A 26136-nucleotide genomic window follows, 5' to 3' on the forward strand; every position below is an offset into this window, starting at 1 on the left:
CCACCGTGTGGGCCCGTCGCCGCCCTGTCAGACGTACGACAGGCCCCTCAGGTCAACTGGCGCACAGCTTCTGGTCGGCCGTGGACTCGGTGTCCAGGTCCGGCTTCTTGACGGAGCCGTCGAGTTTGACGCCGGCGCCCTTGAAGTCCTTGCCGAGGGTGAGGGTCATGGTGGGCAGGCCCTGGGAGTTGGTGACGCTCTCGCCGGGCTTCATGGCGGCGCCGGTCAGGCCGAGGATCTCGGCGAGGGCGCGGGCCTGGTCGGCCTGGTCGGGGGCGTACTCCAGGGTGGTCTTCGCGATGTCGGCGGGGGCGTTGCCCGCGTTCTCGGACTTGGAGACCCCGGCCTGGGTCTGCAGGTAGGCCAGTTCCTGCTGGGCGCTGCCGGCGGGGGCGCCGCCGTTCATGACGCGGACCCGGACCTCGCCGGGCTCGGACTTCTCGCCCTTGAGCCGGGCGGCGACCGCGGCCTTCTCCTTCTTCTTCTGCTGCTCGACCTCGGTGAAGGAGATGTCGTTCTTGATCATGTCGAAGACCTGGGGGCCCTTCGCCTCGTTCACGACCACCGTCGCCTTGACCTTCTCGGCGGGGTTGTCGATCACCGGCACCGTGGTGAACGTGATGTTCTTCGTCGGCACCTTCTTCAGCTCCAGGGCGATGTCCTTGAGCGTGCCCACCTTGCCGATGGCGCTGTCCACGGTGAGGGCCTTGGTCGCGGCCTCGGCGAGTTTCACCAGCTTGGTGGGGCTGGTGAGGGTGTCGCCGGAGGCCATCTTGCGCATGAGCGAGCCCAGGAACTGCTGCTGCACCTTGATCCGGTCCAGGTCGCCCTCGTTGCCGAAGGCGTGCCGGGTGCGGACGAAGGCCAGAGCCTGCTCGCCCTCGACCTTGGACTCGCCCGCGGGCAGCTTGAGATGGGACTTCGGATCGTCCACGGCGTGCTCCACGCACACGTCGACCCCGTCGACCGCCGTGGTCAGCGTCTTGACCGCGTTGAAGTCGGCCATCATGAAGTGGTCCGGCTTGATGCCGGTCGTCTCCGCCACCGTGCGCATCGTGCAGCCCGCGTCCCGGCCGAAGTCGCCGAGGCTCTGGTTGAAGCGGACGCCGGAGGTACCGGGGATGACCTTCTTCGTCCCGTCCTCCTGCGTCGTCTCGCAGTCGGGGATGTCGACGATCAGGTCGCGGGGGATGCTGAGCGCCGTGGCGTTGGAGCGGTCCTCGGCGACGTGCAGCAGGATGTTGGTGTCCGCGTGTCCGGCGCTGCCCTTGTCGCCGTAGCCCTCGTTGCCCTCACCGGTGCGCTTGTCGGTGCCGATGATGAGGATGTTGAAGGCCTCGTCCTTCTTGAAGCTGCTGCTTCCGGCGGTGCCCACGTCCGTCGTCGAGACGTTCCCCTCGAGGTGCTTGAGGTAGACGTAGCCGCCCACACCGGCCACCAGGACGACGAAGGCCATGCTGCCGCCGGTCCACAGCAGGACCCGCTTGCCCCTGGACTTCTTCTTCTCGGGCCGGCGTCCGCGCCGACCGGGCGCCGGCGCCTCGGGCTCCGGACGGCGCCGCCGCTGGGGCGGCACCTCACGGCCCGGAGCGGTCGTACGGCGCCCCGTCGCGCGCGGTCCTTCCGTGCGGGGCCCGGGGACGGGCGACTCCGGTGCGGAGGGGGACAGTCGCAGTTCGTATTCACCGGTCCGCGGATTCAGCACCCACTGGTCTGCGGGATCGACGTCGTCTGCCCGCCCACGTCCTTGCGCGTCCACGGTCTCCCAATCCTCCGTCGGGGGCCACGCGGCACCTTCCTCTGAAGGTGCCCGGTAAAGAGTCAACAAGTGCACGACGCCAGGGCGGACCTCGCGGCAGGGGGCACCGGAGCGCTCACACTATCCGCCCGGTTCGGCGTCGAACGACTCTGGTGTCACGATCGTCACCCCTACAACAGGGCATTCCCTCCTATTTTCGTGAACTCCTACCATCGGTAGGGCTTGTAGACGTCCATGCACTTGCTGGTGTCCGAGCCGTTGATGGCGTCGCTGGTCTCCGGCAGGTCTCCTGCCTCGGGCGTCTTCTGCTTCGGATAGGACGTCCCCTCGCGCCAGTCAGCTCCCACGACGAGAGTGATCCCGGACACGTCGGTGGACTTGCGCACCGCGTTCGCGGGGATCCCCAGCGCCTCGGCGACGCGCCGCGCGTCGCCCGCCAACTCGTCGCCCGGGTACCGGACTACGGTCCGCTCCTCGGAGAGCGCCGCCGAGGTGTCCTTGACCGCCTTGGCGAAGCCCTTGTCCACCAGCGTCCCGGCGATGTCGCCGGCCCGGCCGGAGACCGGGCCGAGGGTGGCCGAGCGGGTGGCGTTCTGGACGAGGACGCCGATCTCGGAGTCGGCGGCGGGCTCGTCGGAGGGCTGCCCGGCGTCGCCCCGCGCGGCGGCGTCGTCTCCGGCGGCGTCCTTGCCGTCGCCCGTGCCCGAGCCCTTCTTCTCCTTCGTGCCCTTGTCGTCGAAGGACACGTCGTCGCGGAGCATCGCCCACATCTTGTCGGCGTCGGGGGCCGGAAGCAGGTGGTTCTCGTCCTCGGGGTCCTCGACGGTGGGGATCGTCGTCATGGTGAGGCGGTCCGTGGGCACCGTCTTGAGCTGCATGCCCAGGTCGTACAGCTTCTTCACGGTGCCGATCTCCTCGGAGACCGTCAGCGACTTCGTCGCGGCCTCGGCCAGGTCCATCAGCCTGCCCGCGTCCGTGAAGACGTTCTGGCTCTTCAGCGTGCGGATCATCGAGTTCATGTACATGTGCTGGGCCCGGGCCCGCAGCGGGTCGCTGCCCCAGGCGTGCCGGGTGCGCAGCCACTGCAACGCCTGCTCGCCCTCGACCTTCTTCCGGCCGGCCGTCATCTTCAGGCCGGAGCCGCCGGGCACCCCGGGCAGCGGGCGGTCCCACACGTTCTGGTTCACGCACACCTCGACTCCGCCGATGGCGTCCGCCATCGACACCACGCCCGCGAAGTCGATCGTCATCCAGTGGTCGATGTAGACCCCGGTGAGGTTCTCCCAGGTGGCCAGGGTGCAGCCGGCGCCGCCGCGGGCCAGCGAGGTGTTGATGATGGCGTTGGTCGCCGGGAACTTCTCCCCGGTGTCGGGGTCCTTGCAGGCCGGGATGTCGACCCGGGTGTCCCGGGGGATGCTCACCACCGAGGCGCTCTTGCGGTCGGCGGACAGGTGGATCAGCATCTGCACGTCGGCCAGCGGCGGGTTGTCGCGGTGGTTCTTGCCGCCGCCCAGCGCCACGTTGGCGTCGGAGGCGCGGCTGTCGGAGCCGAGCAGCAGGATGTTCATCGGCGTCTGTCCGGCCGCGTTCGGCTCGGTCTTGTGCGCCTTGGAGTCGCCGCTGCTGCGCTCGCCCTTGTCGATGTTGCCGTTCAGGTGCTGGTAGTAGAGGTATCCGGCGCCGGCCGTGCCGAGTATCAGCACCGCGAGGGTCGTCGCGGACCATCGCAACGCCCGGTGCCGGCGCCCTCCTGCGCGCCGCCGCCCGGAGCGTCCGCCGTTGCCGCCGTTGCCGCCCGAGCCGCGGTGCCCGGCCGTTCCCGTTCCGCTTTCCTCCCGGCCGCGGCGTCCGGCTCGCCTGCCGCGGGCGTGCGGGACCGTGTCGGGTCGCGTTCCCTCCCCGCGCACACTGCTCTGCGTCATGCCTCTCCCACCCTCGGACCCGCGAACGTGCTCCCGCACGCGACCTGTTCGCACAGTTGGACGTACGAAGCCTCGCGTTGGCTGTACGACGCCCGGTGGTTTGTTCGCGGTTGGACCGGTCGACCGATGGACTGCCGTACTGTCAGACGCGTGCGGGGCCCCTCAGGTCACTTCGCGCACTCGACCTTGTCCGCCGTGGACTTCTGGAGGTCCTCCGGTGCCTTCGCGGAGGTGGCGTCGAGTTTGACCCCGGCGCCCTTGAAGTCCTTGCCGAGGGTGAGGGTCATGGCGGGCAGGCCCTGGGAGTTGGTGACGCTCTCGCCGGGCTTCATGGCGGCGCCGGTCAGGCCGAGGATCTCGGCGAGGGCGCGGGCCTGGTCGGCCTGGTCGGGGGCGTACTCCAGGGTGGTCTTCGCGATGTCGGCGGGGGCGTTGCCCGCGTTCTCGGACTTGGTGACGCCCGCCTCGTTCTGGAGGTAGGTCAGCTCCCGCCCCGCGCTGCCGGACGAGGCACCGCCGTTGAGGACGCGGACGCGGACCTCGGAGGGCTCGGACTTCTCGCCCTCGAGGCGGGCGGCGACCGCGGCCTCCTCCTTGTCCTTCTTCTCCTTCTCCTGCTTCTTGACCTCGGTGAAGGAGACGTCGTTCTTGACCATGTCGAAGACCTGCTGGGCGGGGCCGTCCTTGAGGACGACGGTCACCGGCGTCTTCTCGGCCGGGTTGTCCTTCACCGGGACCGTGGCGAAGGTGAGGTTCTTGGTGTCGAGCTTGCCCAGCTCCAGACCGAGGTCCTTCAGCTTGCCGATGCTCTTCAGCTTGGCGTCGACGGTCAGCGCGTCGGTGCCCGCCTCGGCCAGCTTCACCATCTTCGTCGGGCTGGTGAGCGTGTCGTTGGACTTCAGCTTGCGCATCAGCGAGCTGAGGAACTGCTGCTGGAGCTCGATACGGCTCAGGTCGCCGCCGAATCCGACCGAGTGCCGGGTGCGGACGAAGGCGAGCGCCTCCTCCCCCTCGACGGTGTGCTTGCCCGCCGGCAGGTTCAGGTGCGAGTCGGGGTCGTCGATGTCCTTCGCCAGACAGACCTCGACTCCGCCGACCGCCGAGGAGAGGGTCTTGACCGCGTTGAAGTCGGCCACCATGAAGTTGTCGGGCGTGACGCCGGTCAGCTCGGTGACGGTCCGCATGGTGCAGCTGGGCGTACGGCCGCTCTGGCCGAGGCTGGTGTTGAAGCGGACGCCGGTGGAGCCCGGGATGACCTTCGTGCTCCCGTCCTCCTGCGTGGTCGGGCAGTCGGGGACGTCGACGATCAGGTCGCGCGGGATGCTGAGGGCGGTCGCGTTGGAGCGGTCCTTGGAGACGTGCAGCAGGAGCGTGGTGTCGGCGTGGCCCGCGCTGCCCTTGTCGCCGTAGCCGTCGTTGCCGGAACCGGTGCGCTTGTCCGTGCCGATCAGCAGGATGTTGATCGCCTGGTCCTTCTGGAAACCGCCGGTGCTCGCGCCGTCGTCGGGGAGGGCATCGATGTTGTCGTTGAGGTGTTGCAGGTAGAGGTATCCGGCGGCGCCCACGGCGAGGACGACGAACGCCATCGTGCCGCCGGTCCACAGCAGGATCCTCTTGCCCCTCGACTTCTTCTTCGCCGGCCGCCGGCGGCCGCGCCGTCCGGGGGGCGGCTCCTCGCCACCGCGCCGTCCGGGGGGCGGCGGCTCCTCGGACGGCGCGCGGCGTCTGCGGGGCGCGGGGACCTCGGGGGCCGGTGCGGAGGTGGCCCGGCGGGGCCTCGGGACGGGTGACTGCGGTGCGGAAGGGGACAGTCGCAGTTCGTAGTCACCGGTGTCCGGATTGAGTACCCACTGGTCTGCGGGGTCGATGTCCTCCGCCCGCCCACGGCCTTGCGCGTCCACGGTTGTCCGAATCCTCCGTCGGGGCCACGCGGCGCCCTCCCCTCCGGGCGCCAGGTCTCGCTCACGTCAGTTCAGTGCGTGGCCGGGGCAGAAGTCCGCGGCCGGGCACACCGGATCGCTCACACTAACCGCCCTCTTCCTCGTAGGGCGACGGCAGTGACGTATTCCACGAACCTTACAACTGGGCAATCCGGCGCATTTCTCGGACAATTGTCCGCGCGTTCGTGTCCGCCTTGCGTGCGAGTGGCTCCTTCTTGGAATGCGCTTTACTCGCAGACGTCCTCGTCGGCGGTGTTCCCGCTGAACGTGGGCGCCGGGGAATCGGTGGCACGGGGTTCACCGGAATTCTCCGTACCGCCCGCCGAGTCCCGTCGGGAAGCCGTGACCGTCACGGGCTCGTCCGTCCGCAGGCGGGTGAACAGCTTCTCCGCGGCGGGCTGCACGAGCTGGTCCCGATTGGCGTCGCCCGAGTAGGACTCCCGGGGGACGGTCAGGAATTGCACGCGCTCGGTGGGAATCCCGCGCAGCCCGCGCACAAGGTCGTACAGATCACGCAGACTCGCCAGACCCGGATCCGTGGTGAGCGACGACGTGGCGGCGTCCAGAACGGGGTACAGCTTCACCGGATTCAGCAGCACGTCATTGCTCTGCACCTTGCTCACGAGCGCCCCCAGAAAGCGCTGCTGCCGGTCCATCCGGTCGGTGTCGCTGCCGTCGCCGAGCGACTTCCGGGCCCGGACGTACCCGAGCGCCTGCTCCCCGTCGAGGGTCACCCGGCCCGCGGGCAGTTTCAGCTTGGCGTCCTTGTCGTCGACCGGCTTTCGCAGGCACACCTCGACGCCGTCGAGCGCGTCGACCATCTCCTTGAAACCCTCGAAGTCGACGACGACGTGGTGGTCGATCCGGATGCCGGTCAGCTTCTCCACCGTACGGATCGAGCATGCCGAACCGCCCGCGGCGAAGGCGTAGTTGAACTGCTGGAGCGCCGGTTCGGTGAGTGACCCGTCCGGCCGGTGGCAGCCGGGGACCTGCACCATCAGGTCGCGGGGGAGGGAGACGGCGGTGACGCTGTCCCGGCCCGCGGCCAGGTGCAGCAGGATCGTGGTGTCCGACCGCTCGGTCCCGGAGTCCCGCCCGTAGCGGGCGTTGCCCTCCCCGGCCCGCGAGTCCGACCCGATCAGCAGGACGTTCTGCGCGCCGCGCACCAGCGAGGTGGGCCGCTCCTTCTCGTACCGGGCGAGTTCGGCCGCGGCCGCCTGGTCCGCGGTGATGTTGCCGCTCAGCTTGGCGTACACCGCCCACCCGACGCCCACCGCGCCCCCGGCCAGCGCGACGACCACGATCCCGGCGATCCCCAGCCGCCGCCTGCGACGCCGCCGCTTCAGCCCGACCCCGCTCGCGGACGCCCCGTCCCCCGGACCCCCGCCGGAGCCCGCCGTGCCCGCGTCATCGCCCACACCTGCCTCCGTCCACACCCGCACGCTGCTACGACCATGCCCCGAGCAGCCCCGAAGGACAGAACGCTGGTAGGCCGAACGGGGGGGGGACCCCCGCAACGTGCGGGCACGCAGCGCCCTAGCTGCGGGCAGTCGTGCCGCTGGGGCGGCACGGGTGGGCGCAGGCGGCGCCCCGTCAGCGCCGGGCCGCGCACCCCACCCCGCGCCGGCACCGACGCCGAGCACCGGCCGGCGCCGGTCTCCGACTCGCCGGCGTCACCTCGACGCCGGTCACCGACTCGCCGGCGTCACCTCGACGCCGGTCCACCAACCACCCGGCGGAAACTCACCGCGCCGTCGCCGAAACCCGCTCCGCCTCGATCCGCTGATCCACCACACCCGCCCCCGCCAGCTCCAGATGCCGGCACAGCACCACCGACCCCCCACTCGCCAGCGGCCCGTACAACCCCGCGCTCAACCCCTCCCACGTGTCGTACGGCAACCCCGACAGAATCCGCACCCCCGGCCCGGTGAGCCCCAGCCCCGACGCCTCCGCCCGAGCCCGCTCCACGACCTCCGCCCCGCTGAACTCCCGCCCGGCCACGATCAGCGCCGGCGCCTCCGGGTCCACCGGCACGTACGGCACGAACCGGTCCCCCTGCCCCGGCACCTCCACCGCGTAATCGGCGAAGCCCTCGGGCGGGGCCGGCGCGAACCGGCCCCCCAGCGGCCGCAACGCCAGCGCGATCCGCGCGCCCGAGCACGCCCGCCCCGCCTCCAGCGACTCCGGCTCCGGCCCGCTCACGACCACGTCCGCCGCCCCCGGATCACCCGCCACGTCGGCGACCACACCCACCGACGCGCACGCCAGCAGCCACACCGCCGTCTGCCAGTGGGCGGGCAGCAGCAGCGCCACCCGGTCGCCGGGTTCGACGGAGAGTTCGTCCTGGAGCAGGTTGGCGGTCTTGGCCACCCAATTGGCGAAGGTGGCCACAGACAGTTCGACACGTTCGCCCGTGGCGTCGTCGTAGAAGGTCACCAGGGGGCGTCCCGGGTCCGCGGCGAGCGCGGAACTCAGCAGGTCGGCAGGGGTACGGTCGGTCGCGTTCACCCGCGCAAGCGTACGCGGGACGGGCAACGCGCACCGAGCGTACGGCGGACCGGGCCACCACCGGATCGGACCAAGGCACCCTACGACCCGTCAGATTCCAAATGGACATATTTGTACGACCATGTCCAGTATCAGGGGCATGCGTGGATTCCTAGCTTCCTCGACCGGTGTCACGTGCGCGGCGGCCCTGGCCCTCCCGCTCGCCCCGCCCGCGGCAGCCGCCACCTCCTCGGCCCCACCCGCGACGAGTTCGACCGCACGGCCCGGCGCGTACGCCCCCGGCGGCACCCAGTCCCTGCCCCTCGCCCCTCTCACCCGCGACCGTGCGCCCGGCGCACCCGGTGCGGCCGAACAGGGTCTGCGACGCTCGGACGTACGGCACTTCTCGCTCGTCGGCGTCGTCTGGGACAGCCCCGCCACCGAACTGCACGGCCGCGTCGAGGTCCGTACCCGTGCCACCGCCACCGGCGCCTGGTCCGGCTGGCAGGAACTGGAGACCCACAACGCCGACCACGCCGCCGACCCGGGCACCCCGGAGAGCGCCTCGGACCAGGTCCGCGGCGCCACCGCGCCGCTGTGGGTGGGCGAGTCCGACGGCGTCGAGGTCCGGGTACGGGCCGGGCACAAGCCCGGCGCCGCCCGGTCCGCCTCGCCGCTCCCCGCCGGCCTGCGCCTCGAACTCGTCGATCCCGGCGAGGGCGCCCCGCCACCGGCGAACCGCGCGCAGACCCGGACGGAACCCGCCGTACTCCCCGCGCTTCCCGCGCGACGGAAGGCCGGGCCGCACATCGGGCCCCGCCCGAGCATCACCACGCGCCGCGGCTGGGGCGCCGACGAGAAGCTGCGCGAGAAGGGGTTCGTGTACACCAAGAAGGTCAAGACGGCCTTCGTGCACCACTCGGCCACCGGCAACAACTACCGCTGCTCGCAGGCGCCGTCGGTCATCCGCGGCATCTACCGCTACCACGTGCACAGCCTGGGCTGGCGCGACCTCGGCTACAACTTCCTCGTCGACAAGTGCGGACACATCTACGAGGGCCGGGCGGGCGGCGTGTCCAAGCCGGTGCTGGGCGCCCACACCCTGGGGTTCAACTCCAACAGCATGGGAATCGCCGTGCTCGGCACGTACAGCTCGAAGAAGCCGTCGTCGGCCGCGCTGAAGGCGATCGCCCGGCTCACCGCGTGGAAGGTCGGGCTCTACGGCATGAATCCGCGCGGGAAGACATACCTGAAGTCCGGGGGTGGCAACCTCTACCGAAAGGGCAAGAAGGTACGACTGAACGTCATCTCCGGTCACCGCGACGGCTTCGCGACGAACTGCCCCGGCACGAAGCTCTACGCCAGGCTCGGCACCGCCCGTTCGAAGGCGGCGCAGTACCAGGGCCGCTGAGGGCGGGCACCGCGCGGTCGTCGAAGGCACCGTGGAACGGTCTGCATACACTGGCCCGCCGAAAGACAGTTCGGCCGGTCCCGGCAGGAAGCAGAGACGACAGGTGACAGAAGCGATCCTCCTGGTCGGCGGCAAGGGCACGCGGCTGCGGCCGCTCACGGTGAACACGCCCAAGCCCATGGTCCGGGCCGCCGGAGTGCCGTTCCTCACGCACCAGCTGGCGCGGGCCAAGGCGGCCGGCGTCGAACACATCGTGCTCGCGACGAGCTACCTGGCCGAGGTGTTCGAGCCGTACTTCGGCGACGGCTCGGCGCTCGGCCTGCACCTCGAGTACGTCACGGAGGAGGAGCCGCTCGGCACCGGCGGCGCGATCCGCAACGTGGCCTCCCGGCTGCACTCGGGCCCCGACGAGCCGGTGCTGATCTTCAATGGCGACATCCTGACGGGCCTGGACATCGGCGCGCTCGTCCGCACCCACGAGACGACGGGCGCGGACGTCTCCCTGCACCTGACGCAGGTGACCGACCCGAGGGCGTACGGGCTGGTCCCCACGGACGACACGGGCCGAGTGCTCGCCTTCCTGGAGAAGCCCCAGACCCCCGAGGAGATCGTCACCGACCAGATCAACGCGGGGGCGTACGTCTTCCGCCGCTCCGTCATCGACACGATCCCGGCGGGCCGCCCGGTCTCGGTCGAACGCGAGACCTTCCCGGAACTCCTCGCCACCGGCGCGCACCTCCAGGGCATGGTCGACTCCACGTACTGGCTGGACCTGGGCACCCCGGCGGCCTTCGTCCGCGGCTCGGCCGACCTGGTCCTGGGCCGCGCCCCGTCCCCGGCCGTACCGGGCCGCTGCGGCGACCGCCTCGTGCTGCCCACGGCACAGGTCGCGCCCGACGCCAAGCTGACCGGCGGCACGGTGGTCGGCGAGGGCGCCCTCGTGGCGGAGGGGGCGCGCGTCTTCGGCAGCACGATCCTGCCGGGCGCCGTCATCGAGCCGGGGGCCGTCATCACCGACTCCCTCATCGGCACCCGCGCCCGCGTCGGCACCCGCTCGGTCCTCGCCGACACGGTCATCGGCGACGGGGCGGTCATCGGCGCCGACAACGAACTCCGCTCCGGCGCCCGCATCTGGTGCGACGCCCACATCCCCCCGGCATCCCTCCGCTTCTCACCGGACACGTGATCCCCCCGCCGCCGCTGCGGGCAGTCGTGCCTCCCCCAGTGCCCGAACGGCCTGGGAGGTACCCCCAGGGCGGCACGGGTGGGCGCAGCGGCACCCCGCCACGCCGGGCCGCGCACCCACCCGCCGCCCACACGCACCCGGGGTGCGAAGGGAACGCCGGACCACTACAGCCGCTCGATCCCCCGAGGAGCCATCCGCGGCGCCCGCCTCTCCGGCACCCGCCCGCTCAGCAACACCAACCGAGCCGCCCGATGCCGCTGCCCCGCATACGGCTCGAGCAACCGCAGCATCTCCGCGTCGTCCGCGTACCGGTCCCCACCCAGCGCGAACCCCACGATCCCCGGCAGATGCAGATCCCCCACCGTCACCGCGTCCGGCGCCCCATGACTGCGCTGCACGGTCTCCGCCGACGTCCACGGCCCCACCCCCGGAACGAGCTCCAGCCGCTCCCGCGCCGCCGCCGGCTCCATCCCCGCCGCCTCCTCCAGCCGCGCGGCGACCCGCACGGCCCGCAGGACCGTCGACGCCCGCTTGTCGTCCACCCCGGCCAGATGCCACTCCCAGGACGGGATCAGCGCCCACGTCCGCGCCGCCGGCATCACACACATCCGTCCGGGCGCGGGCCCCGGCGCCGGCTCCCCGAACTTCCGTACCAGCAGCCGCCACGCCTGGTACGCCTCCAGCGTCGTGACCTTCTGCTCCAGGATCGACGGGATCAACGACTCCAGCACCAGACCGGTCCGCGTCAGCCGCAGCCCCGGCCGCCGATGGGCCGTGACCGCCAGCAGCCGGTGCCGAGGCACGAACGCGGACGGGTCGTCCTCGGCGCCCAGCATCAGCGGCAGGCGCTCCAGCAGCCACTCGGCCCCGGGCCCCCAGGCCTCGCCCCGTACCTCGCCTCCGCGCGCGGTGACCCGCAGCGTGCCCGGCCCGGCGGGCGTCCGGCCGGTCCGCCACACCGACCCGTCCGGCATCGTCCGGAACGTCGGATCGCCCGGCCCGCGCCGCAGCGGACCGAGTACCAGCCCCACGTCCAGCGGCCCGTCCGGCGCCCACACCCGTACCCGGCCCGGCGCGAGCGCCTGCCGGGGTATCCCGTCGCGCACGACGGCGCGCGGGGGCCGGGGAGCGAAACGTCCTGCCACGAGTGAGGTCCTTGGGCGAATGGGGAAGAGGAGAGGAGGAGAAACGGAGAAGCTGGCCCCTACGAGAGTAGAGGGCTCACCGCACCTCGATGAACGCCTCCGCGTCCCGCTCCGGCCGGGCCTTCGGCTCCTCGGCGGGATGGCCGACCGCCACCGCCCCCATCGGGTCCCAGCCGTCCGGCAGACCCAGCACCTCCCGCACGACGTCCCGGCAGAACATCGTCGAGGACACCCACGCGGAGCCCAGCCGCTCCCCGGCGAGCGCGACGAGCAGGTTCTGCACCCCCGCGCCGGTGGCGACCACGAACATCTCCCGCTCGGCCGCGTCGCGGCGCACGTCCCCGTAGGTGTGCGAGCCGTCCATGACCAGGCAGGGGACGACGAGGTAGGGCGCGTTGCGCAGGACGTCGCCGCGCCGTACGCGCTTGGCGACGGACTCCTCGCTCTTGCCGTCGCGCCGCAGGTCCGCGATCCAGGCGTCGCGCATCGCGTCGAGGAGCCGGGTGCGGGACTCCCCGGACTCCAGGAGCACGAACCGCCACGGCGTCGTGTGGTGCGGCGCCGGCGCGGTCACCGCGGCGGCCACTGCCCGCCGCACGGCACCGGGATCGACCGGCTCGTCCGTGAAGGCCCGCACCGTACGCCGCTGGGTGACCGCCTGGCGTACCGCCTCCGAGGTGCCGAGGCGGAACATGTCGTCGCGCGCGCCGCGCACCATCGCCCGCGCGCCCTCGCCGTCGTCCTCGGCGACCACCTGCGGCAGCCCGCGCAGGACGGCGACGGGCAGGCCGGCGGCCTTGCCCTTGACCAGGTCGCCCGCGGCGGCCAGCTCGTCCGCGGTGGCGACGACGGTGGCGCCGAGCGGATTGCCGTACGCGTCCGTGCCGCCGCGCAGGTCGTCCAGGACGCGGACGCCCGCGGCACCGATCGCCACGTCCGTGAGTCCGGCCCGCCAGGGACGCCCGAAGGTGTCGGTGACGATGACGCCGACGTCCACGCCGAGCGTGTCGCGGAGTCCCTCGCGGATACCGCGCGCGGAGGCGTCGGGGTCCTCGGGGAGCAGCAGTACGGTCCCGGCCGGGGTGTTGGAGGCGTCGACGCCCGCCGCGGCCATGACCAGGCCCTGGCGGTTCTCCACGATGCGCAGCGGGCCGCGCCGGGCCACCACCCGTACGGTCTCCGCGTCGATCGCGGCCTCCCGGTCGGCGGCCTCGACGACCCGGCCCTCGGCCTTGGACACGATCTTGGACGTGACGAGCAGCACGTCCCCGTCGGCCAGCGCGGGCTCGGCGGCCGCGATCAGCTTGGCCAGGTCGTCGCCGGGCTGCACCTCGGGCAGCCCGGGCAGGGCCCACACCCGGTAGCCGTCCCGGTCGCCGCCCCGGCGGCCGGGAGCGGCGTCGCGCGTCTCGTCGCTCATGCCTCCCGCACCTCCTCCGCCAGCGTCAGCGCCTCCCGGGCCATCTGCGCCGTCGCGTCGAGGTCGGTCATCATCAGCGGTACGGCCCGGCAGAGGACGCCGGCCGCCCTGACCCGGGTGACGGCGTCCGCGTCGACCGTGTCGACCAGCCAGCCGTCGAGCAGACCCGAGCCGTAGTGCTCGGCGACCGCCGCGGCCGTGGACTCCACGCCGACCGCGGCGAGCACCTTGTCGGCCATCCCGCGCACGGGCGCGTCGCCGACGATGGGGGACAGGCCCACCACCGGCACCCCGGCGTCGGCGATCGCCTCGCGGATGCCGGGCACGGCGAGGATCGTGCCGATGGAGACGACCGGGTTGGACGGCGGGAAGAGGATGACGTCCGCTTCCCCGATGGCCTCCAGGACGCCGGGGGCCGGCTTGGCCTGCTCGGCGCCGACCGGCACGACCGCCTCGGCGGGCACGGAGGCGCGCAGCCGCACCCAGTACTCCTGGAAGTGGACCGCCTTGCGCTCCCCGTCCAGCTCGACCGCGACATGCGTCTCCACGCGGTCGTCGGTCATCGGGATCAGGCGCACACCGGGCTTCCAGCGGTCGCACAGCGCCTCGGTCACCGCGCTCAGCGGAAAGCCCGCGGTGATCATCTGCGTCCGCACGATGTGCGTGGCGAAGTCGCGGTCGCCGAGGCCGAACCACTCGGGGCCGACGCCGTACGCCGCCAGTTCCTCCTTGAGGTGGAAGGTCTCGTCGGCCCGCCCCCAGCCCTGCTCCTCGTTGATGCCGCCGCCGAGCGTGTACATCACCGTGTCGAGGTCCGGGCAGACCTTCAGCCCGAAGAGGTGGATGTCGTCCCCGGTGTTGCCGATGACCGTGATGTCCGCGTCCGGCGCGGCCTGCCTGAGACCACGCAGGAACCGGGCACCACCGATGCCGCCTGCCAGAACCACAATGCGCATGGCCCCAGTCTTGCAGGCCGGTACGACAGTGCGTCAGCCAGTCGTCACGGCGTGAGCCGGTCTCACGGCGTCAGCCGGTCGTCACCGCGGCGGCCGAGCACTGCGGGGAGTGCATGGGCATCTCGGTCAGGCCCGGGTAGTAGACGTGCAGGCTGACCGCCGGCCCCAGCGCGTCGTTGACCACCTCGTGCACGTATCCCGGCGCGAACACGCGCTGCGTACCGGCGTCCAACGCGCGCGTGCCGCGCTCCGTGTGTTCGGTGAGGGTGCCTTCGAGCACCGTCCACACGCCGGAGGAGGGGCCGTGGTCGTGGCGTCCGCTGCCCTGTCCCGGCACCCAGGACAGCAGCCAGACCTCGTACCCGGGGCCGGTGCGCAGTCGGTGGTACCAGCGGGTCGTCGCGTCGTACCGGACGAGGTGGCCCCACTCGGAGCGGTCGGCGGCGACGGAGCGGAGCAGACCGGCGAACTCGGCGACGGTGGCCGGGTGCTCGCGCGGAGCCTGCAACAGGTGGGGGACTTCGAGGATGTCGCCGGCGATCTGGAGGTCGCTGTCGCTGTTCATGGGTGCGGTGGTTCCTCAACGGAAGAGTGCTGAGCGGAGCGAATGACGAAGCACGCCCTGGTGGGGCGGGAACGGAGCAGTCGAGTCGCGTGGACTCGGGGACAGCCGGAGCGCGGTGGGCTCAACAGCTGGAACAGCGGCAACAGCTACAGCGAGCGCGGGCAGCACCGTGGGACCCGGCGATGCGGGTCGAGGCGAGCGCCAAGTTCGCGAGCATGCCCCCAAGGACAGCGGTTCACACAGGCACTGTCAACTCGATGACCGTTATGTGGGACATGTTTCACCTCATCCGGTTGATCGTCCTGCCGAAAGGTTTGCTCAGACGGCTTCCGGGACACATGGCGCACAAGCCGGGCGCACAACCCCCGTTGCGATCCCGTGATCCGAATGTGATCAGGTTCGCTTCGGCGCGTGTATCGGAACGGGATCGATCGCCGGGGCGTCCTTCCTGGTGCCGGTGCGAATCGGGACGGGCGTCCCGGCGGACCTCATTGGTATGTCGAGGTTTATGGCGATTTGAACACTTACTGCATGGGCTTGGTTCCGCAGAGTGAATAAGGGGCCCAATAGCAGATCTCGGCTTGACTCGCCCGGAGCAGCACACTTGTAATTTCACTCGTGTCGTTCAGCCGGAATCGGTAACGGCTAGATCACGGGGACGCGAAAGACAGACGAGGGGCGCACATGACCGAGCTGGTGCAGCAACTGCTGGTCGACGACGCGGACGAGGAACTCGGCTGGCAGGAGCGCGCACTGTGCGCCCAGACCGACCCCGAGTCCTTCTTCCCCGAGAAGGGCGGCTCCACCCGCGAGGCCAAGAAGGTCTGCCTGGCCTGTGAGGTCCGCTCCGAATGCCTCGAATACGCCCTTGCCAACGACGAGCGCTTCGGCATCTGGGGCGGCCTGTCCGAGAGGGAACGCCGCCGTCTCAAGAAGGCCGCGGTCTGAAAGCGCCGCCCCACGCGGCGGCGGAAACGGCCCGAGCAGCGAGAACGGCCCGTCGCGGGTGGGTTGTCCACAGGCGGCGGGCCCTCTTGCTGCCCAGCCGATAGTGTGGGCGCTCGTCCGAGACGCCCCGCCACCCTCAACGGGCACGGGCGTCCACCGCAGTCCACCGAACCGGGGCCCGTACCTCGATGTCCGTGCAGAGTCACCCGGCAGCCCAGCAAGACCTCGCTGCCGCACCTGAGTTCCCGCGTCACGTGGTGACCGCGGTCCTCGTCGCCCACGACGGAGCCCGCTGGCTGCCCGACGCGCTCGCCGGGCTGCTGGGCCAGGAGCGCCCCGTCCAGTACGCCGTGGCCGCCGACACCGGCAGCGCCGACGACTCCTCCCGGCTGGTCGCCGAAGCCCTCGGCGACGACCGCGTGCTCCACCTCGCCCGGCGCACCGGCTTCGGCCAGGCCGTCGAGGAGGCCGCCCGCACCGCCCCCGTCCTCACCCCCGAGGACCTGCCGTACCTGAGGCGGCCCAGCGGCTGGGACCCCGTCACCCGCTCCTGGCGCGACGACGCCTACGACATGCCGGAGCTTCCCCACGGGGAACCGGTCCACTGGCTGTGGCTGCTGCACGACGACTGCGCCCCCGAACCCGAGGCCCTCGCCCAGCTGCTGCGCGTCGTGGACACCGAGTACGAACTCGGCCGCGACGACGTCGCCGTCGTCGGCCCCAAACTGCGCGGCTGGTACGACCGCAGGCAGTTGCTGGAGGTCGGCGTCTCCATCGCCAACTCCGGCCGCCGCTGGACCGGCCTGGACCGCCGCGAGCAGGACCAGGGACAGCACGACCACGTCAGGACCGTGCTGTCGGTGTCCACCGCCGGCATGCTGATCCGGCGCGACGTCTTCGAGCGGCTCGGCGGATTCGACCGCAGGCTGCCCCTGATGCGCGACGACGTCGACCTGTGCTGGCGCGCGCACGCCGCCGGACTGCGCGTCCTCGTCGCCCCGGAGGCGGTCGTCCGCCACGCCGAGGCGGCCTCGCGCGAACGCCGCGCCGTCGACTGCGCCGGGCGCACCACCGCCTCACCGCACAAGGTGGACAAGGCCGGCGCCGTCCACACCCTTTTGGTCAACGTCCGCACCGCCGCCCTGCCGTGGGTGCTGCTGCGCATCGTCCTCGGCACGCTGCTGCGCACCGTCGCCTACCTCGTCGGCAAGGTCCCCGGTCAGGCCCTCGACGAGATCCGGGGCCTGCTGGGCGTCCTGCTGCGGCCCGAGCGGATCATCGCGGGCCGTCGTGAACGCGGCCGCCCGCAGGTCGAGAAGGACGAACTGCGGCCCCTGTTCCCGCCCCCGGGCGCGACCGTCCGGGCCACCGTCGAGCAGGTCGCGGGCGACCTCTTCGGCAGCTCCGACGCCGAGGCCGCCGCGGGCGCCGGACGGCACGGCGGAGGCATCGAGTCCGGACCGGGCGGCGACGACGCCGACTTCCTGGAGATCGAGCAGTTCGCCCGCCTCAAGCGCATCGCCCGCAAGCCGGGACCGGTGCTCTTCCTGATCCTGCTCCTCGTCTCGCTGGCCGCCTGCCGGGCGCTCCTCGGCGGCGGCGCCCTGGCGGGCGGCGCGCTGCTGCCCGTACCGGCCGGCGCCGGTGAGCTGTGGTCGCGGTACGTGGACGCCTGGCACACGGTCGGCACCGGCGGCACCGCCTCCGCACCGCCCTACCTGGCGATCGTCGCCACCGTCGCCTCCCTGCTGCTCGGTTCCACCGGACTCGCCGTCACCCTGCTGATGGTCTGCTCGGTGCCCCTGGCCGGTGCCACCGCGTACTTCGCCTCCCGCCCGCTGGTCCCGTCCCGGCTGCTGCGCGCCTGGGCCGCCGTCGCCTACGCCTTCCTGCCCGCCGCCACCGGCGCGCTCGCCGGCGGCCGCATCGGCACCGCCGTCCTCGCCGTACTGCTGCCGCTCATCGCGCGCGCGGGCGTCGCGGCGGCCGGCCTGTCGGGCTCCTCCGGCGCCCGCGGCAGCTGGCGCGCCACCTGGGCGTACGCCCTGCTCCTCACCGTCACCACCGCCTTCACGCCCGTCGTGTGGCCCGTCGCGCTGGTCCTCGGCATCGGGGTGCTCGCCCTGCGCCGCGGCGAGATCACGGCGTACGCGCCGCGCTTCCTCGCCCAGCTCGGCACCCCGCTGCTGCTGCTCGCCCCCTGGTCGTTGTCGCTGCTGCCGTTCGGCTTCTTCGACGAGGCCGGACTCGAGTACGGCTCCTCGGCCGCCTCCGCCCTCGACCTGCTCGGCGCCAGCCCCGGCGGCCCCGGCACGGTGGGCGGGCTGCTCCTCCTCGGCATCGTGCTGGCCGCGCTGGCCGCCCTGCTGCGCTCCGAGCGGCAGTTGGGCGTCCGGACGGCCTGGGTTGTCGCCCTGGTGGCCCTGGTCTTCTCGGTGCTGTCCAACCGCTCCGCCTGGGCCGGCCCCGCCACCCTCGTCTACGGCATTGCCCTGCTGTCCGCCGCGACCCTCGGCGCCGACGGGGCGCGCTTCCGCGTGGCCGAGCAGAGCTTCGGCTGGCGCCAGCCGGTCGCCGCACTGATCGCCCTCGCCTCGGCCCTCGGCCCGCTGATCGCCGCGGCCGGCTGGATGTTCGGCGGCGCCGACGGCCCCGTGGAGCGCCGCGATCCGGTACAGGTGCCCGCGTTCGTCGCCGAGGAGAGCCACACCCGCGACCAGGCCCGCACCCTCGTCCTCGACAGCGACTCCGCCGCGCACGTGGGCTACATGCTGGTCCGCGGCTCCGGCGCCCGCCTCGGCGACGGCGAACTGGCCTCCGGCGACGGCGGGAACAGCACGCTGGACAAGGTCGTCGCCAACCTCGTGGCCGGCTCCGGCGCCGACCAGGCCGACCAGCTCGGCGGGTTCGCCGTGCGCTACGTGCTCGTGCACAAGGGCGCCCCCCGCGAGGTCACTCGCGTTCTGGACGCCACGCCCGGACTGAGCAGGCTCAGCCAGCAGGACGGCAGCGGACTGTGGCGGGTGGACCAGGAGGTCGCGCGCGCGACCATCGTGTCCGGCGACAAGGCCGCAGCCGGGAAGTCCCGGGGCGGCGAGCCCGAGCCCGTGGCGGCCGGACCCGTGGAGATCCACACCGACATCGAGGCGGGCGCCGACGGCCGGGTGCTGCGCCTCGCCGACACCGCCGCCGAGGGCTGGACGGCCACCCTGGACGGCAAGCCGCTGACCCGCACCACGGTCGACGGCTGGGCCCAGGGCTTCCAGCTCCCCGCCTCCGGCGGCCGGCTGGACGTCACCTACGACGACCCGTTCACGCACACCGCCTGGCTGTGGGCCCAGGGACTCCTCGCCGTCGTCCTGGTCGTCCTCGCCCTGCCCGGCAGGCGCCGCGACGTCGACGACGACCTGCCCGACGAGCCGCTCGTCCCCGCCCAGCCCGTCGAGGGCGAAGGACGCCGGGCCCGCCGACTGCGGGCCCAGGCCGAGGCCGAGGCCGAAGCGGAGGCCGGGGCCCTCGCGGAGGCGGAGCCGGGCCCCGAGGCAGCGGGTGACGCCGCCGAGGTGCCCGAGCCACCGGCGCAGGCCCCCGTGCCGGTCCCGCAGCAGCAGGCGTACGGCGAATGGGACGCGACGGGCTACACCGGCGCCGGTTACGGCTCCTACGACGGCGGCTACGGCGGTGAGCAGTACCAGGCCGCCCAGCAGTACGACCCGGGCGCGTACGGACAGCAGCCGTACCCGGCGGACCCGTACCAGGCGGACGCCTACCAGGGCGGTCACGGCGGCGAGGGCGGTCAGGGCACGCAGTACGGGGCGGGCCAGTACGACCCCTACGCCTACGGCGACCCGACGCAGGCTCAGGAGGGCGGGTACGACCCCGCCTACGACCAGTCGTACGGACAGGGCGGATACGACATGCCGTACGACCCTTCCCAGCCCCAGCAGCCCCAGCAGCCCCACGGCACGGGCAGTGAGCGCCCCGACGGGAGCCAGCAGTGAAGCGCACGACCCTGTCCCTGATCGCCTGTGCGACGGCGCTCGCCGCCGTCACCGGGTTCGCGGCGGTGTCCGCCCCGGGAGACGCCGGCACGGACACGGCCGCGCCGGCCGCCCGGCTGCCCGTGGAGCGCACCGGTCTGCTGTGCCCGGCGCCCAGCACCTCCGACCTCGCCGAGACCGCGTACACGTCCTTCACGCCCGTCACGCAGGGCGCCGACGAGAAGGGCAGCGCCGCCCTCGTGGCGGCGGAGTCGGCCGACGCCACCGAGGACGGCAAGGACGGCGGAAAGTCCGACGAGAAGGGCGGGAAGGACGGCCAGCAGGAGAAGCCGGTCCTCCAGCCCAAGGCGCCCGGCACTCCCGTCGCCGGGAAGGCCACCGGCGCCGGCGCCCCCGCGCTCATCGGCACCGCCGAGGGAAGCAGCGCGCCCGGCTGGACGGTCCAGCAGACGACGGAGGTCGCCGTCGGAACGGGCCGGGGTCTGCAAGGCGTCAACTGCACCGCTCCGGACACGGAGTTCTGGTTCCCGGGCGCCAGCACGGCGGCCGGCCGCACCGACTACGTGCACCTGACGAACCCCGACGACTCGGCGGCCGTCGTCGACATCGAGCTGTACGGCAAGGACGGAGCCCTCAAGTCCACGGTGGGGGAGGGCGTCACGGTGCCGCCGCACGGCAGCGAGTCCCTCCTGCTGTCCACGCTCAGCGACGTGAAGCAGACCGACCTGACCGTGCACGTCGGCGTGCGCAGCGGGCGGCTCGGCGCCGCGGTGCAGGCCCTGGACGACAAGACCGGCGGCGACTGGCTGACCGCGGCCGCGGACCCGGCGGGCGACCTCGTACTGCCGGGCATCCCGAAGGACGCCACCGCCGTCCGCCTGGTGCTGTTCACGCCCGGCGGCACGGACGCCGACCTGAAGGTGCGGCTCGCCTCGCCGTCCGGGCTGATCACGCCCGCCGGTCATGAGACGGTGCACGTCAAGGCGGGTATGACCACCGGTGTCGACCTCGGCGAGGTCACCCGCGGCGAGGCGGGTTCGCTGGTGCTGACGCCGACCGACCGGTCCGTGCCGGTCGTGGCCGCGGTCCGGGTCGTGCGGGGCAAGGGCGACGAGCAGGAGTCCGCGTTCATCCCGGCCTCCGACCCGGTCGGTGCGCGCGCGACCGTCGCGGACAACCGCGCCAAGAGCACCACGCTGGCCCTCTCCGCGCCCGGCAAGGCGGCGAAGGTCAAGGTCACGGCGTCGGCGGGCACCGAGGGCGGCACGACGGCGACCAAGACGTACACGGTCGGGGCGGGCACGACCCAGAACGTCGACGCACCGGTTCCCGCCGGACTCAAGGGCTCCTACGCGCTGACCGTCGAGACCGTCTCGGGTGGCCCCGTCCACGCGTCCCGCACCCTGACGGGTTCGGACGACGACGTGGCGGCCTTCACCGTCCAGACCCTCCCCGACGACCGGGGCACGGTCTCGGTGCCGAACGCGGACGAGGACCTGTCGGTGCTGCAGAAGTAGCGGCGGCGGGGGCCCGGGCCCTCCGCCGCTCAGTCCTCCCCGTACCGCGGATCCACCGTCTCCGGCGTCAGCCCCAGCAGCTCCGCGACCTGCTCGACGACGACCTCGTGCACCAGCAGCGCCCGCTCGTCCCGCCCCTTGGTCCGGATCTCCACCGGTCGCCGGTAGACGACCACCCGCCCCCGCCGCCCGTCCCGCGAGGGCACCATGCCCCCGAGCGGGACCGCCTCGTCGTTCCAGGCCTCCCCGGCCTCGGCCGGGCGCGGCACGTCGAGGACGAGGAAGTCGATGTCGGCGAGCTGCGGCCAGCGCCGCTCCAGGCGCTCCACGGAGTCCTGCACCAGGTCCGCGAACACCTCGCCGCGGCTCGCCGCGAGCGGCACCTGCGGGGGTGCGACCGGGCCGCGCATGCCCCGACCGTGGCGATCACGACGGCGGGGCCCTGGGCGGCCGGCATCACGGGGCGTCACGGGGTTGTCCATCACTGGTGAAGGGTAGTCCCCGCCGAGGGCGCGTGCCCGACCGCACGCGCACCGCGGGCGGCGTGGCGGCGGCCCGCTGCGCTTGTCGCCAGATGACCATTTCAGCCAAGGTCGGGCTCAATTCCGTATCTCTCCGCGACCGTGGAACTCAAGGCAAATGTCGTTGTTTGTATCGGGTCATGACCGCTTCCCGGGTCGCGCCGGGCCCCCGGAACCGGGGTCCGCGCAGGTCAAAGTGGCCAGTCCGGCAGGGTCCATAGCACGTTTCACGCCACGACACGGGGGTGTGGCCCGGTGGGGAGTCGTCGCGGCCCGCTCAAGAGTGCGGTACCGTCCAACATCGTGAGCCCTGTACGTCGCTGTTCGCGCACCGCCTGCGGCCGTCCCGCCGTCGCGACGCTGACGTACGTCTACGCCGACTCGACCGCGGTCCTCGGCCCGCTCGCCACCTACGCCGAACCCCACTGCTACGACCTGTGTGCCGAGCACTCCGAGCGCCTCACCGCCCCGCGCGGCTGGGAGGTCGTCCGCCTGCTCGACGGATCCGCCCCGGCCCGCCCCAGCGGCGACGACCTGGAAGCGCTTGCGAACGCGGTGCGCGAGGCGGCCCGGCCTCAGGAACGGGCGGCCGAGGCCCGCGGTGGCGCACGCTCGGCCGACCCGATGGAGGTCGCGCGCCGCGGCCACCTGCGCGTGCTGCGCTCGCCGGACAACTGAGCCCCGTTCCAGGCACCCGCACCTTTCACTCGCCGTGGCCCCGGTCACATCCGTTGCTGCACACCCATTGACGCCCCCTTGTCGCGGACACGATCATTCCGGAAGCCGCGAGAAATCGCTTTCGCATGGCGGAATCCGGGGAGGCGTCCGTGTACGTGCAGGAACTGGAACCCGTCGCCGGTTCGCTCGGCCTGTCCGCCCTGGTGGCGGCCCTGCCACTGGTGATCGTCCTCGTGCTGCTGGGCGGCGTCCGCATGAAGGCGCACCTGGCGGGCCTCATCGGCCTCCTGGCCGCCGTACTGGTCGCCTGGCTCGCCTACGGCATGCCGCTCGACCAGACGGCCTCCAGCGCCGTCCAGGGAGCGGTTTTCGGCCTCTTCCCCATCCTGTGGATCGTCGTGAACGCCCTGTGGGTCTACCGGATGACCGTCCGCACCCGGCACTTCGACATCCTGCGCCGCTCCTTCGGCCGGCTGTCCGACGACCCCCGCATCCAGGCCCTCGTCGTCGCCTTCTGCTTCGGCGCCCTCCTGGAGGCCCTCGCCGGGTTCGGGGCGCCCGTCGCGATCTGCTCGGTCATGCTCGTCGCCCTCGGCTTCGACCCCGTACGCGCCGCCGTCGTCTCGCTGGTCGCCAACACCGCACCGGTCGCCTTCGGCGCGATGGGCACCCCGGTGGTGACGCTGGCCCAGGTCACCGGGCTGCCCCTGGACGACGTCGCCTCCGTGGTGGGCCGCCAGACGCCTCTGCTGGCCCTCGTCGTACCGCTGCTCCTGGTCGCCCTGGTGGACGGACGGCGCGGACTGCGCGAGACCTGGATCCCGGCACTGGCCTGCGGGGTCGCCTTCGCCGTCGCCCAGTTCGTCGCCTCCAACTACGTCTCCGCCCAGCTCGCCGACATCGCCGCCGCCCTGATCGGCGCCGGTGCCCTGGTCGCCGTACCGCACTCCCGCCGGCCCGCCGCCGAGCCCGTACGGGCGTCCGTGCTGACCGGCGCGCGCAGCGAGGAACTGGACGAGCGGGACTCCGCCCGCGAGGTCGTGCGGGCGTATGCGCCGTACGCGCTGATCGTCGCCGTCTTCTCCGTGGCCCAGATCCCTGCGGTCAAGGACTGGCTGGCCAAGGCCACGCAGTCCTACGACTGGCCGTTCCTGGACGTGATGGACCCCGAGGGCAAGCCGGTCGGCGGCAACGTGTTCTCCTGGCCGATCGTCTCCACCGGCGGCACGCTCGTGCTCTTCGCCGGGCTGGCCACGGCCGTCGTCCTCGGCGTGCACGCGCGCGTGGCGGTCAAGGAGTGGCTCGCGACCGTGCACGAACTGCGGTTCGCGATCCTCACCGTCACCTCGGTCCTCGCCCTCGCCTACGTCATGAACCTCTCCGGGCAGGCCGCCACCATCGGCCACTTCGTCGCCGCGGCCGGTGCCGGACTCGCCTTCCTCTCCCCGGTCCTCGGCTGGTTCGGCGTCGCCGTCTCCGGCTCCGACACCTCCGCCAACGCGCTCTTCGGCGCCCTCCAGGTGACCGCCGCGCGGGAGTCCGGTCTCTCGCCCGAACTGCTGGCCGCCGCCAACAGCTCCGGCGGCGTCCTCGGCAAGATGATCTCCCCGCAGAACCTCACCATCGCCTGCGCCGCCGTCGGGCTCGCGGGCCGCGAGGGAGACCTGCTGCGCAAGGTGCTGCCGTGGAGCCTCGGCCTGCTGCTGGTCATGTGCCTGATCGTGGTCGGGCAGTCCACGGCGGTCCTCGGCTGGATGCTGCCCTGACGCTGCCTGACCTCAGGGAACCGCCCGGGCGGCCCGTCGGTCCTTACGGGGTAGTTTGTGGGCTCCGACAGGACTTTCAGGAAGGTTGGCCGTGGCTGCTGATCTGTCGCAGATCGTGAAGGCGTACGACGTGCGCGGTGTCGTCCCGGACCAGTGGGACGAGTCGCTGGCCGAGCTGTTCGGCGCGGCCTTCGTCGAGCTGACCGGCGCGGGCGCCATCGTGGTCGGCCACGACATGCGGCCCTCGTCCCCGGGCCTGTCCGACGCCTTCGCGCGCGGTGCGGCGGCCCGCGGCGCCGACGTGACCGGGATCGGCCTGTGCTCCACCGACCAGCTGTACTACGCCTCCGGCGCGCTCGGCCTGCCGGGCGCCATGTTCACGGCCTCGCACAACCCCGCCCAGTACAACGGCATCAAGCTGTGCCGCGCGGGCGCCGCCCCGGTCGGCCAGGACACCGGCCTCGCCGAGATCCGCGCCCTGGTGGAACGCTGGAGCGAGGCGGGCGCCCCGGAGCCGTCCGCCCGCCCCGGCACCGTCACCCGGCGCGACACCCTCGCCGACTACGCGGCCCACCTGCGCTCCCTCGTCGACCTCACCGGCATCAGGCCCCTCAAGGTCGTCGTCGACGCGGGCAACGGCATGGGCGGCCACACCGTCCCCACGGTCTTCGCCGGCCTGCCCCTCGACCTGGTGCCGATGTACTTCGAACTGGACGGCACCTTCCCCAACCACGAGGCCAACCCGCTCGACCCGGCCAACCTCGTCGACCTCCAGCGGCGCGTCCGCGAGGAGGGCGCCGACCTCGGTCTCGCCTTCGACGGCGACGCCGACCGCTGCTTCGTCGTCGACCAGGACGGCGAGCCGGTCTCCCCGTCCGCCGTCACCGCCCTCGTGGCCGCCCGCGAGCTGGCCCGCAACGGGGGCAAGGGCACCGTCATCCACAACCTGATCACCTCCCGGTCCGTCCCCGAGGTCGTCCGGGAGAACGGCGGCACACCGGAACGCACGCGCGTGGGCCACTCCTTCATCAAGGCCGAGATGGCCAGGACCGGCGCCATCTTCGGCGGCGAGCACTCCGCCCACTACTACTTCCGGGACTTCTGGAACGCCGACACCGGCATGCTGGCCGCCCTCCACGTCCTCGCCGCCCTCGGCGAGCAGGACCGCCCGCTGTCCGCCCTGGTCGCCGCCTACGACCGCTACGCCGGCTCCGGCGAGATCAACTCCACCGTCGACGACCAGCAGGCCCGCCTCGCCGCGATCCGGGCCGCCTACGAGGGCCGCGACGACATCACCGTGGACGACCTGGACGGCCTCACCGTCCAGGCGCCCGACTGGTGGTTCAACGTCCGCCCGTCCAACACCGAGCCGCTGCTCCGCCTGAACGCGGAGGCCCGCGACGAGGCGACGATGACGAAGGTGCGCGACGAGGCCTTGGCGATCATCCGGGCGTGAGCGGCCGCCGCCGGGTATCCGTGCCGCCCCGGCCGCTGCGGGCAGTCGTGCCTCCCCCCAGGGCCTGAACGGCCTGGAGGTACCCCCGGGCGGCACGGGCGGGCGCAGCGGCACACCCGCGAGCGCCGGGCCCCGGCACCGTCTCCCCAGCACCAACGCCCGGTTCAAGGTGGGCCACCCGCACGGGCCCGCCCCGGCGGTACCCTGACCAGCACATCCGCACAAGCCCCACCGCCCCCGAAGGGAACCCCCATGCCGCTCGAAGCCGGCCTCCTGGAGATCCTCGCCTGCCCCGCCTGCCACGCCCCCCTCGAGGAGCGGGACGCGGAGCTGATCTGCACCGGCCAGGACTGCGGCCTGGCCTACCCGGTGCGCGACGGCATCCCCGTCCTCCTCGTCGACGAGGCCCGCCGCCCCGAGTAACCGCCAGCCAGGCGACCGGCAACCCGGCGACGACC

Annotated in this window: 19 protein-coding genes; 9 read left to right on the forward strand and 10 right to left on the reverse strand. The window is 72.6% G+C overall.

What is annotated here, in order from left to right; all coding sequences use genetic code 11:
* Nucleotides 1-52 precede the first annotated feature (52 nt).
* The 5 genes from R2E43_RS22950 to R2E43_RS22970 all read right to left on the reverse strand — a co-directional run bounded on the left by R2E43_RS22950 (nucleotide 53) and on the right by R2E43_RS22970 (nucleotide 8129).
* Nucleotides 53-1759 carry an LCP family protein gene (locus tag R2E43_RS22950; protein WP_016326398.1) on the reverse strand — a complete coding sequence of 569 codons (1707 nt, stop codon included), beginning with the start codon at nucleotides 1757-1759 and terminating at the stop codon, nucleotides 53-55.
* Nucleotides 1760-1965: 206 nt separating this feature from the next.
* On the reverse strand, nucleotides 1966-3681 hold the full coding sequence (locus R2E43_RS22955; protein ID WP_030873054.1) for an LCP family protein: 1716 nt from the start codon (nucleotides 3679-3681) through the stop codon (nucleotides 1966-1968).
* 167 nt (nucleotides 3682-3848) lie between these two features.
* Entirely contained in the window at nucleotides 3849-5582 is a 1734-nt protein-coding gene (locus R2E43_RS22960) for an LCP family protein (protein ID WP_106518416.1), read from the reverse strand.
* 266 nt (nucleotides 5583-5848) lie between these two features.
* On the reverse strand, nucleotides 5849-7039 hold the full coding sequence (locus tag R2E43_RS22965; RefSeq protein ID WP_011028731.1) for an LCP family protein: 1191 nt from the start codon (nucleotides 7037-7039) through the stop codon (nucleotides 5849-5851).
* A gap of 325 nt (nucleotides 7040-7364) precedes the next feature.
* Complete coding sequence (locus R2E43_RS22970; RefSeq protein ID WP_016326394.1) at nucleotides 7365-8129, reverse strand: TIGR03089 family protein; 765 nt, start codon at nucleotides 8127-8129, stop codon at nucleotides 7365-7367.
* Nucleotides 8130-8268: 139 nt separating this feature from the next.
* Here R2E43_RS22970 and R2E43_RS22975 point away from each other — a divergent pair, with 139 nt between their 5' ends.
* Complete coding sequence (locus R2E43_RS22975; protein ID WP_011028730.1) at nucleotides 8269-9519, forward strand: peptidoglycan recognition protein family protein; 1251 nt, start codon at nucleotides 8269-8271, stop codon at nucleotides 9517-9519.
* Nucleotides 9520-9622: 103 nt separating this feature from the next.
* On the forward strand, nucleotides 9623-10705 hold the full coding sequence (gene manB, locus R2E43_RS22980) for a mannose-1-phosphate guanylyltransferase (protein ID WP_332056521.1): 1083 nt from the start codon (nucleotides 9623-9625) through the stop codon (nucleotides 10703-10705).
* A 164-nt stretch (nucleotides 10706-10869) separates the two neighbouring features.
* Here the strand turns inward: manB and R2E43_RS22985 are convergent, their stop codons facing one another.
* The 4 genes from R2E43_RS22985 to R2E43_RS23000 form a co-directional block, all read right to left on the reverse strand.
* Complete coding sequence (locus R2E43_RS22985; protein WP_011028728.1) at nucleotides 10870-11850, reverse strand: DNA-3-methyladenine glycosylase family protein; 981 nt, start codon at nucleotides 11848-11850, stop codon at nucleotides 10870-10872.
* A gap of 76 nt (nucleotides 11851-11926) precedes the next feature.
* Nucleotides 11927-13270 carry a coenzyme F420-0:L-glutamate ligase gene (locus R2E43_RS22990; protein WP_093456290.1) on the reverse strand — a complete coding sequence of 448 codons (1344 nt, stop codon included), beginning with the start codon at nucleotides 13268-13270 and terminating at the stop codon, nucleotides 11927-11929.
* Nucleotides 13267-14226 (reverse strand): 2-phospho-L-lactate transferase, encoded by a 960-nt coding sequence (gene cofD / locus R2E43_RS22995; RefSeq protein WP_003975775.1) that lies wholly within the window; start codon nucleotides 14224-14226, stop codon nucleotides 13267-13269. Before cofD ends, R2E43_RS22990 begins: the two co-directional genes overlap by 4 nt.
* Before the next feature lie 70 nt (nucleotides 14227-14296).
* The gene (locus tag R2E43_RS23000; RefSeq protein ID WP_011028726.1) at nucleotides 14297-14791 is read right to left on the reverse strand and encodes a cysteine dioxygenase; all 495 of its coding nucleotides are present in this window, start codon (nucleotides 14789-14791) and stop codon (nucleotides 14297-14299) included.
* A 684-nt stretch (nucleotides 14792-15475) separates the two neighbouring features.
* Here R2E43_RS23000 and R2E43_RS23005 point away from each other — a divergent pair.
* The 3 genes from R2E43_RS23005 to R2E43_RS23015 all read left to right on the forward strand — a co-directional run bounded on the left by R2E43_RS23005 (nucleotide 15476) and on the right by R2E43_RS23015 (nucleotide 21257).
* Nucleotides 15476-15739 carry a WhiB family transcriptional regulator gene (locus R2E43_RS23005; RefSeq protein WP_003975777.1) on the forward strand — a complete coding sequence of 88 codons (264 nt, stop codon included), beginning with the start codon at nucleotides 15476-15478 and terminating at the stop codon, nucleotides 15737-15739.
* A gap of 188 nt (nucleotides 15740-15927) precedes the next feature.
* Nucleotides 15928-19740, forward strand: coding sequence for a glycosyltransferase family 2 protein (locus R2E43_RS23010; RefSeq protein WP_332056522.1), 3813 nt, complete (start codon nucleotides 15928-15930; stop codon nucleotides 19738-19740).
* Nucleotides 19737-21257, forward strand: coding sequence for a DUF5719 family protein (locus R2E43_RS23015; RefSeq protein WP_011028724.1), 1521 nt, complete (start codon nucleotides 19737-19739; stop codon nucleotides 21255-21257). Before R2E43_RS23010 ends, R2E43_RS23015 begins: the two co-directional genes overlap by 4 nt.
* A gap of 29 nt (nucleotides 21258-21286) precedes the next feature.
* On the opposite strand, the gene R2E43_RS23020 is transcribed toward R2E43_RS23015, so the two are convergent.
* Nucleotides 21287-21739 (reverse strand): metallopeptidase family protein, encoded by a 453-nt coding sequence (locus R2E43_RS23020; RefSeq protein WP_063628643.1) that lies wholly within the window; start codon nucleotides 21737-21739, stop codon nucleotides 21287-21289.
* A gap of 294 nt (nucleotides 21740-22033) precedes the next feature.
* Here R2E43_RS23020 and R2E43_RS23025 point away from each other — a divergent pair, with 294 nt between their 5' ends.
* The 4 genes from R2E43_RS23025 to R2E43_RS23040 all read left to right on the forward strand — a co-directional run bounded on the left by R2E43_RS23025 (nucleotide 22034) and on the right by R2E43_RS23040 (nucleotide 26101).
* Entirely contained in the window at nucleotides 22034-22456 is a 423-nt protein-coding gene (locus R2E43_RS23025; protein WP_003975781.1) for a DUF3499 domain-containing protein, read from the forward strand.
* A gap of 149 nt (nucleotides 22457-22605) precedes the next feature.
* Nucleotides 22606-24222 (forward strand): L-lactate permease, encoded by a 1617-nt coding sequence (locus R2E43_RS23030; protein ID WP_011028722.1) that lies wholly within the window; start codon nucleotides 22606-22608, stop codon nucleotides 24220-24222.
* A gap of 91 nt (nucleotides 24223-24313) precedes the next feature.
* Entirely contained in the window at nucleotides 24314-25678 is a 1365-nt protein-coding gene (locus R2E43_RS23035; protein WP_326652129.1) for a phosphomannomutase/phosphoglucomutase, read from the forward strand.
* Between the two features lie 252 nt (nucleotides 25679-25930).
* A complete protein-coding gene (locus R2E43_RS23040) occupies nucleotides 25931-26101 on the forward strand; it encodes a Trm112 family protein (RefSeq protein WP_003975784.1) in 171 nt (56 codons plus the stop codon).
* Nucleotides 26102-26136: the final 35 nt, after the last annotated feature.

The organism is Streptomyces violaceoruber, from assembly GCF_033406955.1.
In the GTDB taxonomy this organism is placed as follows: Bacteria; Actinomycetota; Actinomycetes; order Streptomycetales; family Streptomycetaceae; genus Streptomyces; species Streptomyces violaceoruber.

Excerpts from the sequence above, each read along its gene's own strand:
- R2E43_RS22955 (WP_030873054.1), bottom strand. The coding sequence starts at position 3,681 with ATGACGCAGAGCAGTGTGCGCGGGGAGGGAACGCGACCCGACACGGTC.
- R2E43_RS22975 (WP_011028730.1), top strand. The coding sequence starts at position 8,269 with ATGCGTGGATTCCTAGCTTCCTCGACCGGTGTCACGTGCGCGGCGGCC.
- R2E43_RS22990 (WP_093456290.1), bottom strand. The coding sequence starts at position 13,270 with ATGAGCGACGAGACGCGCGACGCCGCTCCCGGCCGCCGGGGCGGCGAC.
- cofD (WP_003975775.1), bottom strand. The coding sequence starts at position 14,226 with ATGCGCATTGTGGTTCTGGCAGGCGGCATCGGTGGTGCCCGGTTCCTG.
- R2E43_RS23000 (WP_011028726.1), bottom strand. The coding sequence starts at position 14,791 with ATGAACAGCGACAGCGACCTCCAGATCGCCGGCGACATCCTCGAAGTC.
- R2E43_RS23005 (WP_003975777.1), top strand. The coding sequence starts at position 15,476 with ATGACCGAGCTGGTGCAGCAACTGCTGGTCGACGACGCGGACGAGGAA.
- R2E43_RS23010 (WP_332056522.1), top strand. The coding sequence starts at position 15,928 with ATGTCCGTGCAGAGTCACCCGGCAGCCCAGCAAGACCTCGCTGCCGCA.
- R2E43_RS23020 (WP_063628643.1), bottom strand. The coding sequence starts at position 21,739 with ATGGACAACCCCGTGACGCCCCGTGATGCCGGCCGCCCAGGGCCCCGC.
- R2E43_RS23040 (WP_003975784.1), top strand. The coding sequence starts at position 25,931 with ATGCCGCTCGAAGCCGGCCTCCTGGAGATCCTCGCCTGCCCCGCCTGC.